Below are 17807 nucleotides of genomic sequence, written 5' to 3'. Positions count from 1 at the left end.
ACTCCCCGTCCTAGCCTGCGAGAAAAGAACGAAAGTGTCCGCAAAACCCCAGGAGCCCCTCATGACCGCCCTTCCGCAGGAGCGCCGCGTCGTCACCGCCATCCCCGGCCCGAAGTCGCAGGAACTCCAGGCCCGCCGTACCGCCGCGGTCGCGGCCGGTGTCGGTTCGGTGCTCCCCGTCTTCACCACGCGCGCGGGCGGCGGCATCATCGAGGACGTCGACGGCAACCGTCTGATCGACTTCGGCTCCGGCATCGCCGTGACGTCCGTCGGCGCCTCCGCCGAGGCGGTCGTGCGCCGGGCCACCGCCCAGCTCGCCGACTTCACCCACACCTGTTTCATGGTCACCCCCTACGAGGGCTACGTGGCCGTGGCCGAGGCCCTCGCCGAGCTCACCCCGGGTGACCACGCCAAGAAGTCCGCGCTGTTCAACAGTGGTGCCGAGGCCGTCGAGAACGCCGTCAAGATCGCGCGGGCGTACACCAAGCGGCAGGCGGTCGTCGTGTTCGACCACGGCTACCACGGCCGCACCAACCTCACCATGGCGCTGACGGCGAAGAACATGCCGTACAAGCACGGCTTCGGTCCGTTCGCGCCCGAGGTCTACCGCGTCCCGGTCGCCTACGGCTACCGCTGGCCCACCGGCGCCGAGAACGCCGGCCCGGAGGCCGCCGCGCAGGCCATCGACGAGATCACCAAGCAGGTCGGCGCGGACAACGTCGCGGCGATCATCATCGAGCCGCTGCTCGGCGAGGGCGGCTTCATCGAACCCGCCAAGGGCTTCCTGCCGGCCATCAGCGAGTTCGCCTCCGACAACGGCATCGTCTTCGTCGCCGACGAGATCCAGTCCGGCTTCTGCCGCACCGGCCAGTGGTTCGCCTGCGAGGACGAGGGCATCGTCCCGGACCTGATCACGACGGCCAAGGGCATCGCGGGCGGTCTGCCGCTGGCCGCGGTGACCGGCCGCGCCGAGATCATGGACGCCGCGCACGCGGGCGGCCTGGGCGGCACCTACGGCGGCAACCCGGTCGCCTGCGCGGGCGCGCTCGGCGCGATCGAGACGATGAAGGAGCTCGACCTCAACGCCAGGGCGAAGCACATCGAGGCCGTCATGAAGGGCCGCCTCACCGCCATGGCCGAGAAGTTCGAGGTCATCGGCGACATCCGCGGGCGGGGCGCGATGATCGCGATCGAGCTGGTCAAGGACCGGACGACGAAGGAGCCGAACCCCGAGGCGACCGCCGCGCTCGCCAAGGCCTGCCACCAGGAGGGCCTGCTGGTCCTGACCTGTGGCACCTACGGCAACGTGCTGCGCTTCCTGCCGCCGCTGGTCATCGGCGAGGACCTGCTGAACGAGGGCCTCGACATCATCGAGCAGGCTTTCGCGCGCATCTGAGCCCCGGCCTCGCACAGCTGATTCCCATCGGCCGCAGAGCGTGTGAAGAAGGTGTGCGAGGAGGATGGCGGGACGCGATTCTGCCTGTCGTACCGCCTGTCCCTGCCGTAGGTTCTACCCAGATGAGAGATACACCCCGTCCACAGGGGACTGTGGACGGAACCCAGGCCGGGGTTTCCCCAGCTTCGACCTGGTCGTGCCTCGCGCACACAACCGGAGCTTCCGGCTTCGGATCTCCACACCGATCGGACGGCCGCCCGCCCCAAACCCCCCGGGGCGGCCGGCGCTCCGGTCCGGACGGCCACCCCGGAACCACCCCCCCTGTTCCGGGGTGGCCGACCTCCTTCTCTGGTGCAGACCACGGAAAGCAGACCCCGGACACGTTCCGGGGTCTTTTTCCGCTCCGGGTTCCTTTTCCGCGTGCCGGCCGCTCCTGACAAGCTGGGCCCATGCCGTCCCGCCCGTCCGGTCCGTCCCGCGCGACCCGCGCCGTCCTCGGTCTCCTGCCGCCCGCCCTGCTCTTCGCGCTGATCACCTGGCAGGTCGCCGTCGACGGCCCCCTGTTGCGCCCGGACGAGCGCCTCTCTCGCGCCCTCGTCCATCCCGACCGGGCCTCCGAGCTGCTGGCCGACCTGGGCGAGGTGCAGATCGCGCTGCCGGTCCTGGTGCTGGTCGCCGGGTACGCGGCATGGCGGGGGAGAGCGGCGGGCGAGGCGCGGTGGTGGGTGCCGTCCGTCGCCGCGCTCGCCGTGATGGTGCTGGTGCCGCTGATCGTCGTCCCGCTGAAGCTGTGGACCGACCGGCCCGGCACGCCCGCCGTCCCCCCGGCCACCGGCTACTACCCCTCCGGTCACACGGCGACGGCGGCCGTCGCCTACGGTGCGGCGGCGCTGGTCCTGCTGCCGTGGCTGCGCGGCGCGTTCGCCCGCCGGCTGGCCCTCGCGACGAGTGCCCTCCTCGTCCTGGCCGTGTCGTTCGGGCTGGTCAGGCGCGGCTACCACTGGCCGCTGGACGTCGTGGCGAGCTGGTGTCTGTGCGCCGTGCTGCTCGGCGCGCTGTGGCTCCTCCTGGGACGTGAGCGGCCGGAGCGGCGGGGGCCGGAGCGGGAGGGGCTCCGTGCTTCGGCGGGACGACCGTGCCAAACCGGCGCACCCGGGCCGCCGACCCGTACGACTCGGACAAGCGCCCCTTCGGCCTCCCGCCCCTACCGTGGAGGACGAAAACCACAGGACACCCCCTAAGCGGAAGGGCCGGGACTCGCACATGCCCCAGGAAAAGAATGTGGGGGCCACCCACGCCTTCTGGCTGGCCGGCCGCCAGGTCACCGGCGAGGACGCCTTCGACGTCACCTCTCCGTGGGACGGCCGGCTCGTCGGCCGGGCCGGCGTGCCGACGGACGCGCAGGTCGAGGAGGCCGTGGCCGCCGCGTACGCCGTGCGGGACGAGTTCGCCGCCACCCCGGCCCATGTCCGCGCCGCCGCCCTCGACCACGTCAGCAAGCGGCTCGCCGAGCGCACCGAGGAGATCGCCCAGCTGATCTCCGCCGAGAACGGCAAGCCGGTCAAGTGGGCGCGAGGAGAGGTCGGCCGAGCCGTCTCCGTGTTCCGGTTCGCCGCCGAGGAGGCCCGGCGGTTCAACGGCGGCGAGGCCCAGCGCCTCGACACGGACGCCGGCGGCCAGGGACGTCTCGCCCTCACCCGGCGCTTCCCCAAGGGGGTCGTGCTCGGCATCGCGCCGTTCAACTTCCCGCTGAACCTGTGCGCGCACAAGATCGCCCCGGCGATCGCGGCCGGCGTGCCGATCATCCTCAAGCCGGCCCCGGCGACCCCGCTGTCCGGCCTGCTCATCGGTGACCTGCTCGCCGAGACCGAGCTGCCGGCCGGCTCCTGGAGCATCCTGCCGGTCTCCAACGACTGCATGCCCGCCCTGGTCCAGGACGAGCGTCTGCCGGTCATCTCCTTCACCGGTTCCGAGAAGGTCGGCTACGCGATCATGGACTCGGTGCCGCGCAAGCACTGCACCCTGGAGCTGGGCGGCAACGGCGCGGCCGTCGTCCTCGGCGACTTCGCGAGCGACGCCGACCTCGACTGGGCGGCCACTCGCATCGCGACCTTCTCCAACTACCAGGGCGGCCAGTCCTGCATCTCCGTGCAGCGGGTCATCGCGGACGCCTCCGTGTACGACCGGCTGCTGCCGCGTATCGTCGCGGCCGTCGAGGCGCAGGTCACCGGCGACCCGTCCGACGACAGGACCGACGTGGGCCCGCTGGTCAGCGAGGACGCGGCCAAGCGTGTCGAGACCTGGGTCGACGAGGCCGTCGCGGCCGGCGCCTCCCTTCTCGCGGGCGGCAAGCGGGACGGCGCCTCCTACGCGCCGACCGTCCTCACCGACGTACCGGCGGACACCACGATCGCCTGCGAGGAGGTCTTCGGACCGGTCCTCACGGTGACGAAGGTGAACGGCGAGGCCGAGGCCTTCGCCGCCGTCAACTCCTCCAAGTACGGCCTCCAGGCGGGCGTGTTCACGCACGACGTCCAGGTCGCCTTCCGCGCCCACCGCGCGCTGGAGGTGGGCGGTGTCATCGTCGGCGACGTGCCCTCCTACCGGGCCGACCAGATGCCGTACGGCGGCGCCAAGCAGTCCGGCGTGGGCCGCGAGGGCGTGCGGTTCGCGATGGAGGACTACACGTACGAGCGGGTGCTGGTCCTCACGGGGCTCGCGCTCTGAGACGCCGGGGTGACCCTCCGGCCCGCCTCTGGCTAATGGGAACCATTTTCATATAGGCTTCCCCGAAGGGGTCCGGCACCGATGCCTTCCGGTGCCGGACCCCTTCTTCGCGCCGGCCTGCTCCGGACCCTCAACCGGAGAAGCCGACGTGCGCCAGCCGCAGTGGGCCGCGCAGTCCGAGGCGCAGGTCGTGGACGCCCGCGGCGCTGAGGGCGGCGTCCACGGTGACGTAGTCGTACGGTTTCCCGGGGGACGCGGCGACCGTCAGCGTGGCCAGGGTCGGGCCGCCGTCGAGCGACAGCTCCACCGTGCCCGAGCCGGCCGCCGTCACCGTCACCCCCGTCGTGCCGGCGCCCGTGCCGAAGTCGCAGGCCCGGTAGAGCAGTTCGCCCGTCCCGGCCGCCGCCGGTGTCACCGCGTCGCCCGACACCTTCGTACGGTCGACGATCTCGACGCCGCTCTGCTCGTCGAAGTCGGCGGCCTCCAGGCCGCGCCGGCGGACCGGGCGCGGGGCGGACGGTTCGCCCGCGAGCGTGACCGTCGTGCGCAGCCGGACGTCCGTGCTGGACGCGCCGACCAGGAGCTCGTACGGGCCGGACTCCAGCCGCCACCGGCCCTGCGCCACGTCCCAGAAGGCGAAGGCGGACAACGCGACGTCGAAGGACAGCTCCGCGCTCGCGCCCGGGACGAGTGTGACCCGCCGGTGGTCGAGCAGCTCGCGGCGCGGCCGGATGACCGAGGGGTCCACGGCGCGCGTGTAGAGCTGGGCCACCTCGTCGGCCGTCACGTCCCCGGTGTTGGTGACCGTGCAGGAGACGCGAGCCGTCCCGTCCTCGACACGCACCGCGAGGTCCGCGTAGGAGAACGACGCGTACGACAGGCCGTGCCCGAACGGGAACAGCGGGGTGCCCTCGAAGTAGAGATACGTCTGACGGGCGCCGATCACGTCGTAGTCGAGGAGGTCGGGCAGATCGGCGTCCTCGGCGTACCAGGTCTGCGGGAGGCGTCCGGCCGGGGAGACGTCACCGGCCAGGACACGGGCGAGGGCGGTGCCCGCGGCCTGGCCGCCGTGCGCCGTCCACAGGACCGCGGACAGCGGGCCGGGCTCGATCGCGTACGGATACGCCGACACCAGGGCCAGCACCGTGCGCGCGTTCGCCGCCCGGGCGGCCGCCAGCAGCCGCTCCTGGTGGGCCGGCAGCCGCAGCGTGGTGCGGTCCTCGGTCTCCCGGCCGTTGATGTGCGGGTCGTTGCCCGCCACGACCACGACGACGTCGGCCCCGGCCGTGACGCGGGTCACTGCGTCCTCGCCGGATTCGACGACGATGACCTCGACGACCTCCGGACGCTCCTCGTCCGGTCCGGCAACCCTGACGCCGTCGGCGGCGACACACACGGGACGACCCATACCCAGATGCAGCAGGAGGTGACCGTGCCCGTACCCGTCGCTGCTTTCGGCGGTGCTCCCGTCGGCGTCCGCCTGCGGTACCAGGCGGAACGTCTCCTGGACGACCCAGCCGCCGGGCTGGTCGGCGGAGGCGCGCAGGAAACCGTCCTCGGCGACGGACAGGTAGCGCCCGTCGGGCGCGCGCAGCGTCAGCACGCCCTCGCCCCAGTCGACGAGCGCGAGCTCCGTACCGGTCGCGTCCGTGGTCAGCGGCGGGAGGTCGGTGCGGCCCGCGAGCAGCGCCGGGTCCAGGGCGCCCTCGGCGCCGCGCACCTCGTCGGTGGCCTCGGGTGCGGTGGGGACCTTCAGGAACGTTCCCGCGGAGGTCTTGAGCAGGACCCGGTCCACGCCCTCGGCGAACTCGACGCGCTCGGCGCCGAACCGCTCGTACAGGCCTTCCAGCGGCGTGGAGCGGTGCAGCAGTGTGCCGCTGTACCAGTCGAGCTTGCACTCGTCGGCGAGCAGGCCGACCACCGCGATCCGGGTGTCGGCGGCCAGCGGCAGCACACCGTCGTTGCGCAGCAGGACGATCGCCTGCTCGGCGGCCTCCCCGGCGAGTGTGCGATGGGCCGGGGAGTCGAACTCGCCGGTGCCGGCGTGCGGATCGTAGTGCGGGTCGAACTCGCCCAGCCGGAAGCGGACCGAGAGCTGGCGGCGGACCGCCGCGTCGACGTCGGCCCGGGTCAGCAGGCCCCGCTCCAGGGCCCCCTCGACCCGGGCGACGATCTTCGAGCTGTCCGTGCCGTGGTCGGTGAAGCTGTCCACGCCGGCCACGAGCGCGGCCGCCGTCGCCTCCTCGTGGGTGTCGAAGTAGTGCTCGGAGTCCACCAGGTTGGAGGGCGCGCCCGCGTCCGAGCAGACCAGCAGTTCCTCGTCGGTCCAGGCGCGCAGATGCTCGCGCAGATACGGCGAGACGTGGTTGGGGCGGCCGTTGACCAGGTTGTACGCCGGCATCACCCCGGCGACCGAGCCCGCCTCGACGCATCCGCGGAAGGCGCGCAGATCGTACTCGTGCAGCACGCGCGGGCGGACCGAGGACGAGGTGACGTCCCGGCCGGTCTCGTTGTTGTGGGCCAGCCAGTGCTTCAGGACCGGGGCCGTGCGCCAGTACGTCGGGTGATCGCCGCGCAGGCCGTGTGTGTAGGCGGTGGCGATGGCGGAGGTCAGCCGGGGGTCCTCGGAGTAGCCCTCCTCGTTACGGCCCCACAGGGGGTGGCGCAGCAGGTTGACGGTGGGGGACCAGACGTTCAGGCCCACCCGCTCGTCGCGGGCGCGCATCGCCCGGACCTCCTTGGACACCGCCTCGCCGATCCGGCGCACCAGGTCGGGGTTCCAGGTCGCGCCCAGACCCACGGCCTGCGGGAACACCGTCGCCGGGCCCATCCAGGCGACGCCGTGCAGCGCCTCCTGGCCGGTGCGGAAGGCGGCGATGCCGAGCCGCTCCACGGCGGGTGCGAACTGGTGCAGGAAGGAGACCTTCTCCTCGGGGGTCAGCCGGGACAGCAGATCGTCGATGCGCTTCGCGAACGGCAGCTGCGGATCGCGGAGAGGCGCTGCGGGCGGCGTGTGTGCGGTCACGTGGGGATCCCTTTGCGATGGAGCGGGGAGGCGCTTTCGAAGCGCTTCGATGCTCATTCGACGGTGGGGTGGGTGTCAAGGGGACTTCGCCTCTATTTCAAGCAGCGCATACGAAGAGGTCACTCCGCATACCTCGGAGGAATGTTGGGAGCGACCCTTGTGCACCCCAGGGTGTTCACTTAACCTCGCAGCAACATCGAAGCGCTTCGACTGGAAAGCATCGACGCAGACGTCGGAGGACCGCTTCAGCTCAGCCAGATCCACTGAAGACACCGCAGCCGACGGCCACCGCCGGGTGTCCTGGTGCGCCATGAAGGGTTGACGCAATGACGCCGAACGCCGCTTCCCTCTCTTCTGGTCCTTCCGGGCCCAGCCGGAGAAGCTTCCTCGCCTCCACGGCGGTCGCCACCGCCGCGGTGGCGGGAGGGATGCCGCTGCTTGCCGCCTGCGGCGGTACGGACAGCGGCTCGCGCGAGGGCACCACGTCGGGCAAGGACGCCAAGAAGATCCTTCCGGCCTACGTCGCCAGCAACGTGGTGACGCCCGACTTCCCGTCGAAGAACGGCTCCTCGGTCGGCTTCAGCAGCAAGCTCGACCTCGCCACGCTGAAGACCTCGGTGCCGAAGAAGCTCGGCAAGGGCGGCAAGGTCACCGTCATGTCGCCGTTCTGGGGCTCGCCGCCCAAGAGCGACAACGCCTACTACACGGCGATGAACTCGCTCATCGGCGTCGACGTCGTCTGGCAGAACCAGGACGGCAACACCTACGACCAGAAGCTCGGCGCCGTGCTCGCCTCCAGCGACGTGCCGGACGTGGTGGTCGTCCCCGGCTGGAACATGGGCGGCAAGATACCCAGCGCGATCCTCAGCAAGTTCGCCGACCTGGGCCCGTACCTGTCCGGCGACAAGGTCAAGGAGTACCCGAACCTCGCGGCGATCCCGACCGACGCCTGGCAGCGCTCCCTCTTCGGCGGCAAGCTGCGCGGTCTGCCGATGCCGTCGTCCTACGTCGCCAACATCGTGCCCTTCTACCGCAAGGACCTCTTCGACAAGCAGGGTTACACGGTCCCGAAGACGACGGACGAGTTCACGGCCCTGGCCAAGGAGATCACCAACGCCAAGGCCAAGGTGTGGGCCTGCGGCGACATGAAGTGGACCGCGTTCAACAGCTTCGGGGTGCCGTCCGGCGGGGAGAAGCCGCTCGGCTGGATCCTCGAGGGCGACAAGCTGGTCAACCGCATCGAGATGGACGTCTATCTGGAAGCGCTGGAGTGGACGCGCAAGCTGTTCGCCGCCGGCTATGTGCACCCGGACTTCAAGCTGGGCAAGAGCCAGGCCGTCGACCCGAGCACCAAGTTCGCCGCCGGCGAGTTCCTCATCTACAACAACGACATCTCCAGCTGGTACGGGCAGCAGGCCTCGCAGGCCGCCCAGAACCCGGACTTCCAGATCTGGGGCATGGACATCTTCGGCCACGGCGGCGCCGACCCCGTCATCTACGCCACCCAGCCGGCCAACATCTTCGCCTTCGTCAACAAGAAGGCCTCCGAGGCGGTCATCCGCGATGTGCTGGCGGTCGCCAACGTCACCGCCGCCCCGTACGGCACCAAGGAGTACATGCTCACCAACTTCGGGGTGGAGGGCACGCACTACAGCGTCAAGGACGGGGTGCCCGTCAAGAACGACAAGGGCAACCAGGAGGTCCTCAACGCCTTCGTGATGATCGCGAGCCCGGCGTCGACCATCGCCCACCCCGACTTCCCGGAGATCGCCAAGGGCCAGGTCGAGTGGCAGCAGCGGATGGGCGCCTTCACCAGGAAGTCGGCCTTCTACGGCATGCAGATCACCGAGCCCAGCCGCTGGACCAACCTCTCCAACGACTTCGAGCAGCTGGAGGACGACATCGTCCGCGGCCGCAAGAAGATCAGCGACATGCAGGCGGCCGTCTCCGAGTGGAAGAAGAAGGGCGGCGACGAGCTGCGCGCCTGGTACCAGAAGCTGCTCGACGACAACGGCACGGCGACGAGCTGACGGCGGCGAGGCAAGGAGAACGGCCGTGTCGCACAGCACGGTGCCTCGGAGCAGGGCCGAGGCCGACGAGACGGGAAAGACCCCGGTGGCGCCAGGCGGCGCCACCGGCCCCGGGAAGAAACGGTCCGCCGGGAAGCTGAGCCTGCGGGTCAGGCTCCGACGGGATCGCGTCCTGCTGCTGATGACGCTCCCGGCGATCGTCCTCATCCTGCTCTTCAACTACGTGCCGATCCTCGGCAACGTGGTCGCCTTCCAGGACTACGACCCCTACGTCAGCGACAACGGGATCGTCGCCATCTTTCACAGCCCCTGGGTGGGTGTGGAGAACTTCCAGCGGCTGTTCGAGGACTCGGCCTTCTGGCAGGCCGTCCAGAACACCCTGGTGCTGTTCTTCCTCCAGCTGGTGCTGTACTTCCCGATCCCGATCATGGTCGCGCTGCTCATCAACAGCGTGGTCAGGCCCCGGGTCCGGGCGGTGTCGCAGGCGATCCTCTACCTGCCGCACTTCTTCTCCTGGGTGCTGGTCATCGCCGTGTTCCAGCAGCTCTTCGGCGGCGCGGGGATCCTCTCGCAGCTGCTGCGGCAGCACGGGTACGACGGCATCGACATCATGACCGACCCGGACACCTTCAAGTTCCTGATCACCGCGCAGAGCGTCTGGAAGGACGCCGGCTGGGGCATCATCGTCTTCCTCGCCGCGCTGGCCTCGGTCAACCCCGACCTCTACGAGGCCGCCGCGATGGACGGCGCGAACCGCTGGCGCCGGATGTGGCACGTGACCCTTCCGGCCCTGCGCCCGGTGATCGCGCTGCTGCTGGTACTGAGGGTGGGTGACGCGCTGACGGTCGGCTTCGAACAGATCCTGCTCCAGCGCGACGCGGTCGGACCAGGGGCGTCGGAGGTCCTCGACACCTTCGTGTGGTGGAACGGCGTGCGCAACCAGGACTTCGGCTACGCGGCCGCCGCCGGTCTGATCAAGGGCGTCATCAGCCTCGGTCTGGTGCTCGTCGCGAACAAGGTGGCCCATCTCATGGGCGAGCAGGGGGTGTACCAGAAGTGACCGCCGTGATCGACAAACCCGTGCGCCCACCCGGCCGCTGGGCCGCGCCGCCGCGGCCCGCGTGGGAGGAGGAGCCCAGCAGGGCCGGCCTCGCGGGCAAGGGCATCGCCCTGTCCTTCGCCTGCCTGGCGATCCTCTTCCCGCTGTGGATCGTCCTCGTCACCAGCCTCTCCTCGCGGAAGACCATCGACGAGGCCGGCGGGCTGGTGATGGTGCCCAAGGGGATCACCTTCATCGCCTACCGGGAACTGCTCAGCGGCGGACAGGTCACCCGCGCGGCGGTCGTCAGCGTCCTCATCACCCTCGTCGGCACGCTCTTCTCGATGGGTGTCTCCGTCCTGTGCGCCTACGGGCTCTCCCGCTCGGGCTCGCTCGGACACCGTTGGATCCTGATGGTCCTGCTGGCGACGATGTTCTTCAGCGCGGGCCTCATCCCGACCTACCTGCTGGTGCAGTCCCTGGGCCTGATGGACACCTACCTCGCGCTGATCCTCCCGAGCGCGATCAGCGTCTTCAACATCCTGGTCCTGCGCGGCTTCTTCATGGGGATCTCGCAGGAGCTCATCGACAGCGCGCGGATCGACGGGGCGGGGGACTTCCGGATCCTCTGGCAGATCGTCATGCCGCTGTCCCGGGCGGTGCTGGCCGTCATCACGCTGTTCTACGCCGTCGGTTACTGGAGCGCCTGGTTCAACGCGTCGCTGTACCTCAACGACCAGGACATGATGCCGCTGCAGAACGTCATGATCCAGCTGGTGCAGAAGCAGGAGGCGCCGGTCGGGCTGGGGCAGGCGATCAAGACGGGGCAGTTGTCGGGCCTGGCCGTGCAGATGGCGGTCATGGTGATGGCGCTGCTGCCGGTGGCGGTGTTGTCGCCGTTCGTCCAGAAGCACTTCAAGAAGGGGATGCTCACCGGGGCGGTCAAGGGCTGACGTTCCTTCCGAGGCGAGGAGCGGCGCACCGTCGTCCTCCGGCCGCGGGCGGGCGGGGGCCGGTCGCGCGGCTCCCCGCGCCCAGGCCGGCAGGCACCCGGCGCTCCCTCGTCCCTCTCGCCGGCGCGGACGATCGTGCCTCCCCCCGGTTCGCGCGACGCACCCCCGGCCCAGCGCGTCGACCTCTCGACCCCGACCCCCTGCGAGGAACCCCCATGCACGTCACCCGCCGTACCGTTCTCGCCGGCACCGCGGCCGCCGCCGCGATCACCGCGCTGCCCGCCGGGCAGGGCCTCGCCCGCGCCGCCGGGACCGCCGCCCCCGCCTACCGCTGGCGCACCGCCGTGATCGGCGGCACCGGATTCGTCACCGGTGTCCTCTTCCACCCGGCCGTCCGCGGTCTCGCCTACGCCCGTACCGACATCGGCGGCGCCTACCGCTGGGACGACCGCGCGGCCCGCTGGACCCCGCTCACCGACCACCTCGGCTGGGACGACTGGAACCTCCTCGGCGTGGAGGCCCTCGCCGTCGACCCCGCGCACCCGGACCGCCTCTACCTCGCCCTGGGCGCGTACGCCCAGTCCTGGGCAGGCAACGGAGCCGTCTTGCGCTCCGAGGACCGCGGCGCCACCTGGACCCGCAGCGACCTCACCGTGAAGCTCGGCGGCAACGAGGACGGCCGGGGGACGGGGGAGCGGCTGCTGGTCGATCCGCGGGACGGCGACACCCTGTGGCTGGGGACCCGGCACGACGGGCTGCTCAGGTCCACCGACCGCGGCGCGACCTGGTCGGCCGTCGGCGGCTTCCCGGGCACGCCGGGCGCGAGCGGCCAGGGCGTCACCCTCCTCGTCGCCGCCGGCCGCACCGTCTACGCGGGCTGGGGTGACTCCGACGGGACGGCGGGGTCCCCGAACCTGTTCCGGACCGCCGACGGCACCACCTGGGAGTCCGTCCCCGGCGCGCCCGCCGGCACCTCCGCCAAGGTGCCCGTCCGCGCCGCCTACGACCGCCACACCCGTGAGCTGTACGTGACGTACGCCGACGCCCCCGGCCCCAACGGCCAGGCGGACGGCAGCGTGCACAAGCTGGCGACCGCGAGCGGCAGGTGGACCGAGGTCACGCCGGTGAAGCCGGGCGGCACCACGGCCGACGGTTCGTCGGACACGTTCGGCTACGGCGGAGCCGCCGTGGACGCCCGCCGCCCCGGCACCGTGGTCGTCTCCACCAACAACCGCTGGGCGGCGGTCGACACCCTGTACCGGACCACGGACGGCGGCCGCACGTGGACGTCGCTGAAGGACACCGCGGTCCTCGACGTCTCCGAGACGCCGTTCCTCACCTTCGGCGCCGACGCCCCGAAGTTCGGCTGGTGGATCCAGGCCGTCGCCGTCGACCCGTACGACTCGAGGCACGTCGTCTTCGGCACCGGCGCCACGCTCTACGGCACCCGGGACCTGAAGCACTGGGCCCCGCAGATCCGCGGCCTGGAGGAGACCTCCGTACGGCAGCTGATCTCGCCCCCGACCGGACCGGCACACCTGATCAGCGGCCTCGGGGACGTCGGGGTGATGTACCACGAGCGGCTCACGGCCTCGCCGGCCCGGGGCATGGCGACGAACCCCGTGTTCGGCACGGCGACGGGACTCGCCCAGGCCGCCGACAAGCCGTCGTACGTCGTCCGCACCGGCTGGGGCGACCACGGCAACGGCGCCTGGTCGGCCGACGGCGGCAGGTCCTGGGCGCCCTTCGCGGCTCAGCCGGCCCTCGCCAAGGACGCACCGGGACCGATCGCCACCAGCGCCGACGGCGGCGTCCTGCTGTGGACCTTCGTGCACTGGGACGGCACCAGGTACCCCGCCCAGCGCTCCACGGACAACGGGGCGACCTGGTCGGAGGTGGCCTCCTTCCCCAAGGGCGCCACCCCGCTCGCCGACCCGGCCGACCCGGCACGCTTCTACGCGTACGACACCGACACGGGAACCCTGTTCGCCAGCACCGACGGCGGCCTCACCTTCACCGCGCGAGCGGGCGGCCTGCCCTCCGGCGACAGCCAGTTCCAGCTGGCCGCGGCCCCCGGGCGCTCCGGCGACCTGTGGCTGAGCACCAAGTGGAACGGGCTGTACCGGTCCACCGACGGCGGCGCGAGCTTCACCCAGGTGACCAGTTGCCGGGCCTCGTACACCCTCGCCTTCGGCAAGGCCGCCGAGGGCACCGACTACCCGGCGGTCTACCTGGTCGGCTCCACGGAGGCGATCACCGCCGTGTACCGCTCCGACGACGGCGCGCGGACCTGGGCGCGGATCAACGACGACCGGCACCAGTGGGGCTGGATCGGCGCGACCATCGCCGCCGACCCGCGGATCCACGGCCGTGTCTACATCGCGACCAACGGCCGGGGCATCCAGTACGGGGAGCCGGTCTGATGCCGAACCTGCGCGACGCCACCCGTGGCCGCATCCTCTTCGGCGGCGACTACAACCCCGAGCAGTGGCCCGAGGAGGTGTGGCACGAGGACGTCCGGCTCATGCGGGCCGCCGGCGTCAACTCCGTCACCCTCGGGGTCTTCTCCTGGTCCCGGCTCGAACCCGAGCCGGGAGCACGCGAGTTCGGCTGGCTCGACACGCTGATGGACCTCATGCACGCGAACGGCGTCGGCGTCGTCCTGGCCACCCCCACCTCGGCCCCGCCCCCGTGGCTGGGCCGCCTGCACCCGGACACCCTGCCCCGCGACGAGAACGGCGACGTCGAATGGTGGGGCGGCCGTCAGCACTTCTCGCACTCCAGCGCCACCTACCGCCGGTACGCCGCCGCCATCACCGAGGACCTGGCCGCCCGCTACGGCGGCCACCCCGCCCTCACGATGTGGCACATCAACAACGAGTACTGCACGGCCGATCACGGCGACGAGGCGGCCGCCGCCTTCCGCCGCTGGCTGCGCGAGAGGTACGGCACTCTGGACGCCCTCAACACCGCGTGGGGCACGGCCTTCTGGAGCCAGGGCTACGACAGCTGGGACGCCGTCCTGCCGGCCCGCCGCCCCCACTACCTGAAGAACCCCGGGCAGGTGCTGGACTTCCGGCGCTTCACCTCCGACATGCTGCTGGAGTGCTACGTCGCCGAGCGGGACATCGTCGCCCGGCACACCCCGCACATCCCGGTCACCACCAACTTCATGCCGCTCTTCGTCGGCCAGGACGCCTGGCGCTGGGCCGAGGAGGAGGACGTCGTCTCCGTCGACCTCTACCCCGATCCGCGCGACCCGCTGGGCGCCCAGCACGGGGCACTGGTGCAGGACCTGACCCGCTCCCAGGCGCGCGGCCCCTGGATGCTGATGGAGCAGGCGGCGGGACCGGTCAACTGGCGCGGGGTGAACCACCCCAAGCCACGCGGCCTCAACCGGCTGTGGTCCCTCCAGGCCGTGGCCCGCGGCGCGGACGCCGTCTGCTACTTCCAGTGGCGCCAGTCCCGGCAGGGCGCCGAGAAGTTCCACTCCGGGATGGTCGGCCACGCGGGGGAGCGGGGCCGCACCTTCCAGGAGGTCACCCGGCTCGGCGCCGAACTCGCGCGCATCGGACGGGAGGTGACGGGCAGTCATATCAGCGCCGACGTCGCGATCCTGCACGACTGGCAGGCCTGGTGGGCCGGCGCCCAGGACGCCCGCCCCTCCCTCCACGTCGACCACCCGGCCGTCCTGCACGCCTGGCACCGCGCCCTGTGGGAGAGCCACCTCACCACCGACTTCGCCCACCCCGAGCACGACCTCACCGGCTACCGGCTGGTCGTCGTCCCCCAGCTGTACGCGATGACGGACGCGGCGATCGACAACCTGCTCGCCTACGTCCGCGGTGGCGGCACCCTGGTGGCCGGCTTCCTGACCGGCGTCGCCGACGAGGACGACCGGGTCCGTCCCGGCGGGATGGACGCCCGCCTGCGCGAGCTGTTCGGCATCCGCACCCTGCACGAGTGGTGGCCGCTGGAGGCGGGGGAGCACGTCGAGACCGACGGCTTCCGCGGGACCCTGTGGTCGGAGGAGCTGGAAGCGGCACCGGACGCGGTGGAAACCGTCTACAAGGGCGGCGAACTCGACGGACTGCCCGCCGTCCTGCGCAACGACCGCGCCTGGTACGTCTCCACCCTCCCCGAGCCCGAGGCCTTCCGCGCGCTGCTCGCCCGCGTCGCCGCGGGCGCGGGCGTCCGGCCCGTCCTCGACGATCTACCGCCGCACGTCGAGGCCGTACGCCGGGGCGAGCTGCTCTTCCTGCTCCATCACGGCCGCGAGCCGGTGACCGTCGAGCTCCCGGGCACCCACCACGACCTGCTGACCGGGACGTCCGTCACCGGCGAGATCACGCTGGGCCGCTACGGCGTGGTGGTGCTGCGCTCATGACCCGCGCCCCGTCCCGCGCGCACCCCGCCCTCCCGCGCACCGACCGTCCCGTGCACGGGACCCACGAGTACCGGCCCGCCGCCCGCTGGGAGGACGCCTTCCTCAGCGGCAACGGCCGGCACGGCGTCCTCGCCTTCGGCGACCCGTACGACGACCGGATCGTCGTCACCCACCACACCCTGGTCCGCCCCAACGGCGCCGAACACGCCCGGCCACCCGAGCTCGCCGCCGAACTCCCGGCTCTCCAGGACAGGTTGCTGGCGGGTGAATGGGAGGCCGCCGAGAGCTTCACCGACCACCGGCCCCTGCAATGGGTCCAGCCCTTCCACCCGGCCTTCCAGATACGGCTCAGGGTCCCCTCGGACGAGCCGCGCCGTCACCGCCTGCGGTCCGTCGACTTCACCACCGGCGAGGCCACCGCGACCTGCGCGGGCGGCACCAGCCGGGTCTTCGTCTCCCGCGCCGACGACGTGATCGTCCAGCAGGTCACCGGCCTCGACCTGGACATCTTCCTGGACCACCGGCTGCCGGGCGCCCCCGCCGACCTCGCGGTCGGGCAGGGTTGCGTCCTCACCCCGGACGGCGCCCTGCTCACCCTGCGCGCCCGTTACCCCGGCAGCGACCGCGCCTACACGGGCGTGACCCTCGTCGTCGTCACCGGCGGTCACACCCGGCTCACCCACCCCGGCGTGCGGGTCACCGGCGCGGATTCCGTGCTGCTGCTCACCCGCGTCCGCAGACACACCGGCGAACTGGACGTCACCGCCGAACAGCGCGCCCTGAGCGCGTTGCCGCGGCGCTACGACGACCTGCTCGGCCGCCACCTCCCCCTGCACCGCACCGCCTACGAGCGCGTCACCCTCGACCTCCACGCCGAGCCGGACGAGCGCGGTCTGCCCGGCTCCGAGCTGCTGGCACGCCCCCGCAGCACGGCGCTCCTGGAGCGCCTCTTCGCGGCGGGGCGCTACCACCTCCTGTCCTCGGCCGGCCTCAACCCACCCCGGCTCACCGGCCTGTGGACCGGCGCCTGGGACACCGCCTGGGCCGGCGGATTCACCAACGACGCCAACGTCAACCTCCAGACCGCGTCCGCCGCTTCCGCCGCGCTTCCCGAGGTCACCGAGGCACTCGCCGCCCTGATCCACCGGCAGTTCGACGACTGGCGGGAGAACGCCCGCGCGGTCTTCGGCGCCCGCGGCGCGGTCGCCCCCGCGCACTCCGACGGCGAGTCCGGACTGACCTACCACTTCAGCCGCGAATACCCGCTCCACCTGTGGACCGCCGGCGCCGACTGGCTGCTCAAGCCCCTGGTCGACCACGACGAGACCTACGGCGTACGCGACCCGCGCACCACCGCCGCCCTCGCCGAAGTAGCCCGGTTCTACGAGGACTTCCTCACCCGCACCGACCCCGGGGACCCCGGGGGGCCACTCGTCGTCGTGCCCTCCTACTCGCCGGAGAACCGTCCCACGGGCGGCAGTTGGGGCGCCGTGAACGCGGCCATGGACCTCTCGGCGGCCCGGCACGCGCTGCTGACCGCCGCCGACCACCACCCGGGCTCCGCCGACGCCGCACGCTGGCGGGCCCTCGCAGGCCGCCTCCCGCCGCACCGGATCAACTCCGACGGAGCCCTCGCCGAGTGGGCCCGGCTCGGCCTCGACGACACCTACGACCACCGCCACCTGAGCCACCTCTACGGTGTCTGGCCCCTCGACGAGATCAACCCCTACGACACCCCCGGGCCGGCCGCCGCGGCCCGCCGGGCCCTGGAACTGCGCGGCGCCGAGAACGACTCCGCGCACGGCCACCTGCACCACGCGCTGATCGCGGCCCGGCTCCGGGACGGCGAGCGGGTCGCCCACGCCCTCGGCGAGGTGCTGGACGGCGACTTCTTCCACGACTCCCTGATGAGCGCCCACTACCCCCGCCGCGACGTGTACAACGCCGACGCCGCGCACACCCTCCCCGCCGTGCTCGTCGAGATGCTCGTCCAGTCGACCCCCGACCGGCTGGTCCTGCTGCCCGCGCTCCCCGAGGGGCTCCCGTCGGGCGAACTGCGGGGCGTGCGGACCCGGTTCGGCGCCGAACTGGACCTCTCCTGGGGGCCCGACGGCTTCCGGGCCGTCCTGCGGCCGCGGCGCGCCCACCGCATCGAAGTCCGGACTTCCTCCGGCGGCGCATCGCCGCTCGACCTGGTCGCCGGAGAAGACCACGTCCTCACCTCGGGGACGTGGTGACTCCCCCCACCCA

10 protein-coding genes are annotated in these 17807 nt (G+C 71.9%); 9 read left to right on the top strand and 1 reads right to left on the bottom strand.

Annotated features, from left to right (window positions below; all coding sequences use genetic code 11):
* The first annotated feature begins 61 nt into the window (after window positions 1-61).
* The 3 genes from gabT to OG440_RS09970 all read left to right on the top strand — a co-directional run bounded on the left by gabT (window position 62) and on the right by OG440_RS09970 (window position 4123).
* Entirely contained in the window at window positions 62-1396 is a 1335-nt protein-coding gene (gene gabT / locus OG440_RS09980) for a 4-aminobutyrate--2-oxoglutarate transaminase (protein WP_406006492.1), read from the top strand.
* A 449-nt stretch (window positions 1397-1845) separates the two neighbouring features.
* On the top strand, window positions 1846-2637 hold the full coding sequence (locus OG440_RS09975; protein WP_406006491.1) for a phosphatase PAP2 family protein: 792 nt from the start codon (window positions 1846-1848) through the stop codon (window positions 2635-2637).
* A gap of 40 nt (window positions 2638-2677) precedes the next feature.
* On the top strand, window positions 2678-4123 hold the full coding sequence (locus OG440_RS09970; RefSeq protein ID WP_406006490.1) for an aldehyde dehydrogenase family protein: 1446 nt from the start codon (window positions 2678-2680) through the stop codon (window positions 4121-4123).
* 130 nt (window positions 4124-4253) lie between these two features.
* Here the strand turns inward: OG440_RS09970 and OG440_RS09965 are convergent, their stop codons facing one another.
* A complete protein-coding gene (locus tag OG440_RS09965) occupies window positions 4254-7148 on the bottom strand; it encodes a glycoside hydrolase family 3 C-terminal domain-containing protein (protein WP_406006489.1) in 2895 nt (964 codons plus the stop codon).
* A gap of 326 nt (window positions 7149-7474) precedes the next feature.
* Here OG440_RS09965 and OG440_RS09960 point away from each other — a divergent pair, with 326 nt between their 5' ends.
* The 6 genes from OG440_RS09960 (at window position 7475) to OG440_RS09935 (ending at window position 17794) form a co-directional block, all read left to right on the top strand.
* A complete protein-coding gene (locus tag OG440_RS09960) occupies window positions 7475-9178 on the top strand; it encodes an extracellular solute-binding protein (RefSeq protein ID WP_406006488.1) in 1704 nt (567 codons plus the stop codon).
* 25 nt (window positions 9179-9203) lie between these two features.
* On the top strand, window positions 9204-10238 hold the full coding sequence (locus OG440_RS09955) for an ABC transporter permease (protein ID WP_406006487.1): 1035 nt from the start codon (window positions 9204-9206) through the stop codon (window positions 10236-10238).
* Complete coding sequence (locus tag OG440_RS09950) at window positions 10235-11170, top strand: carbohydrate ABC transporter permease (protein ID WP_406006486.1); 936 nt, start codon at window positions 10235-10237, stop codon at window positions 11168-11170. The genes OG440_RS09955 and OG440_RS09950 overlap by 4 nt, the downstream gene beginning before the upstream one ends.
* A gap of 215 nt (window positions 11171-11385) precedes the next feature.
* Window positions 11386-13593, top strand: a complete 2208-nt coding sequence (locus tag OG440_RS09945) for a 1,4-beta-glucanase (protein ID WP_406006485.1) — start codon at window positions 11386-11388, stop codon at window positions 13591-13593.
* Complete coding sequence (locus OG440_RS09940; protein WP_406006484.1) at window positions 13593-15557, top strand: beta-galactosidase; 1965 nt, start codon at window positions 13593-13595, stop codon at window positions 15555-15557. Before OG440_RS09945 ends, OG440_RS09940 begins: the two co-directional genes overlap by 1 nt.
* Window positions 15554-17794 (top strand): glycosyl hydrolase family 95 catalytic domain-containing protein, encoded by a 2241-nt coding sequence (locus OG440_RS09935; RefSeq protein ID WP_406006483.1) that lies wholly within the window; start codon window positions 15554-15556, stop codon window positions 17792-17794. The genes OG440_RS09940 and OG440_RS09935 overlap by 4 nt, the downstream gene beginning before the upstream one ends.
* The last annotated feature ends 13 nt before the right edge of the window (window positions 17795-17807 follow it).

Origin of the sequence: Streptomyces sp. NBC_00637, assembly GCF_045161545.1 — a bacterium.
GTDB lineage: Bacteria > Actinomycetota > Actinomycetes > Streptomycetales > Streptomycetaceae > Streptomyces.
Note: the sequence above shows the minus strand (reverse complement) of the source record. Positions and strands in the feature narration are given on the sequence as shown.

Coding starts and splice junctions, on each gene's coding strand:
- gabT (WP_406006492.1), top strand. CDS start 62: ATGACCGCCCTTCCGCAGGAGCGCCGCGTCGTCACCGCCATCCCCGGC.
- OG440_RS09975 (WP_406006491.1), top strand. CDS start 1,846: ATGCCGTCCCGCCCGTCCGGTCCGTCCCGCGCGACCCGCGCCGTCCTC.
- OG440_RS09960 (WP_406006488.1), top strand. CDS start 7,475: ATGACGCCGAACGCCGCTTCCCTCTCTTCTGGTCCTTCCGGGCCCAGC.
- OG440_RS09945 (WP_406006485.1), top strand. CDS start 11,386: ATGCACGTCACCCGCCGTACCGTTCTCGCCGGCACCGCGGCCGCCGCC.
- OG440_RS09940 (WP_406006484.1), top strand. CDS start 13,593: ATGCCGAACCTGCGCGACGCCACCCGTGGCCGCATCCTCTTCGGCGGC.
- OG440_RS09935 (WP_406006483.1), top strand. CDS start 15,554: ATGACCCGCGCCCCGTCCCGCGCGCACCCCGCCCTCCCGCGCACCGAC.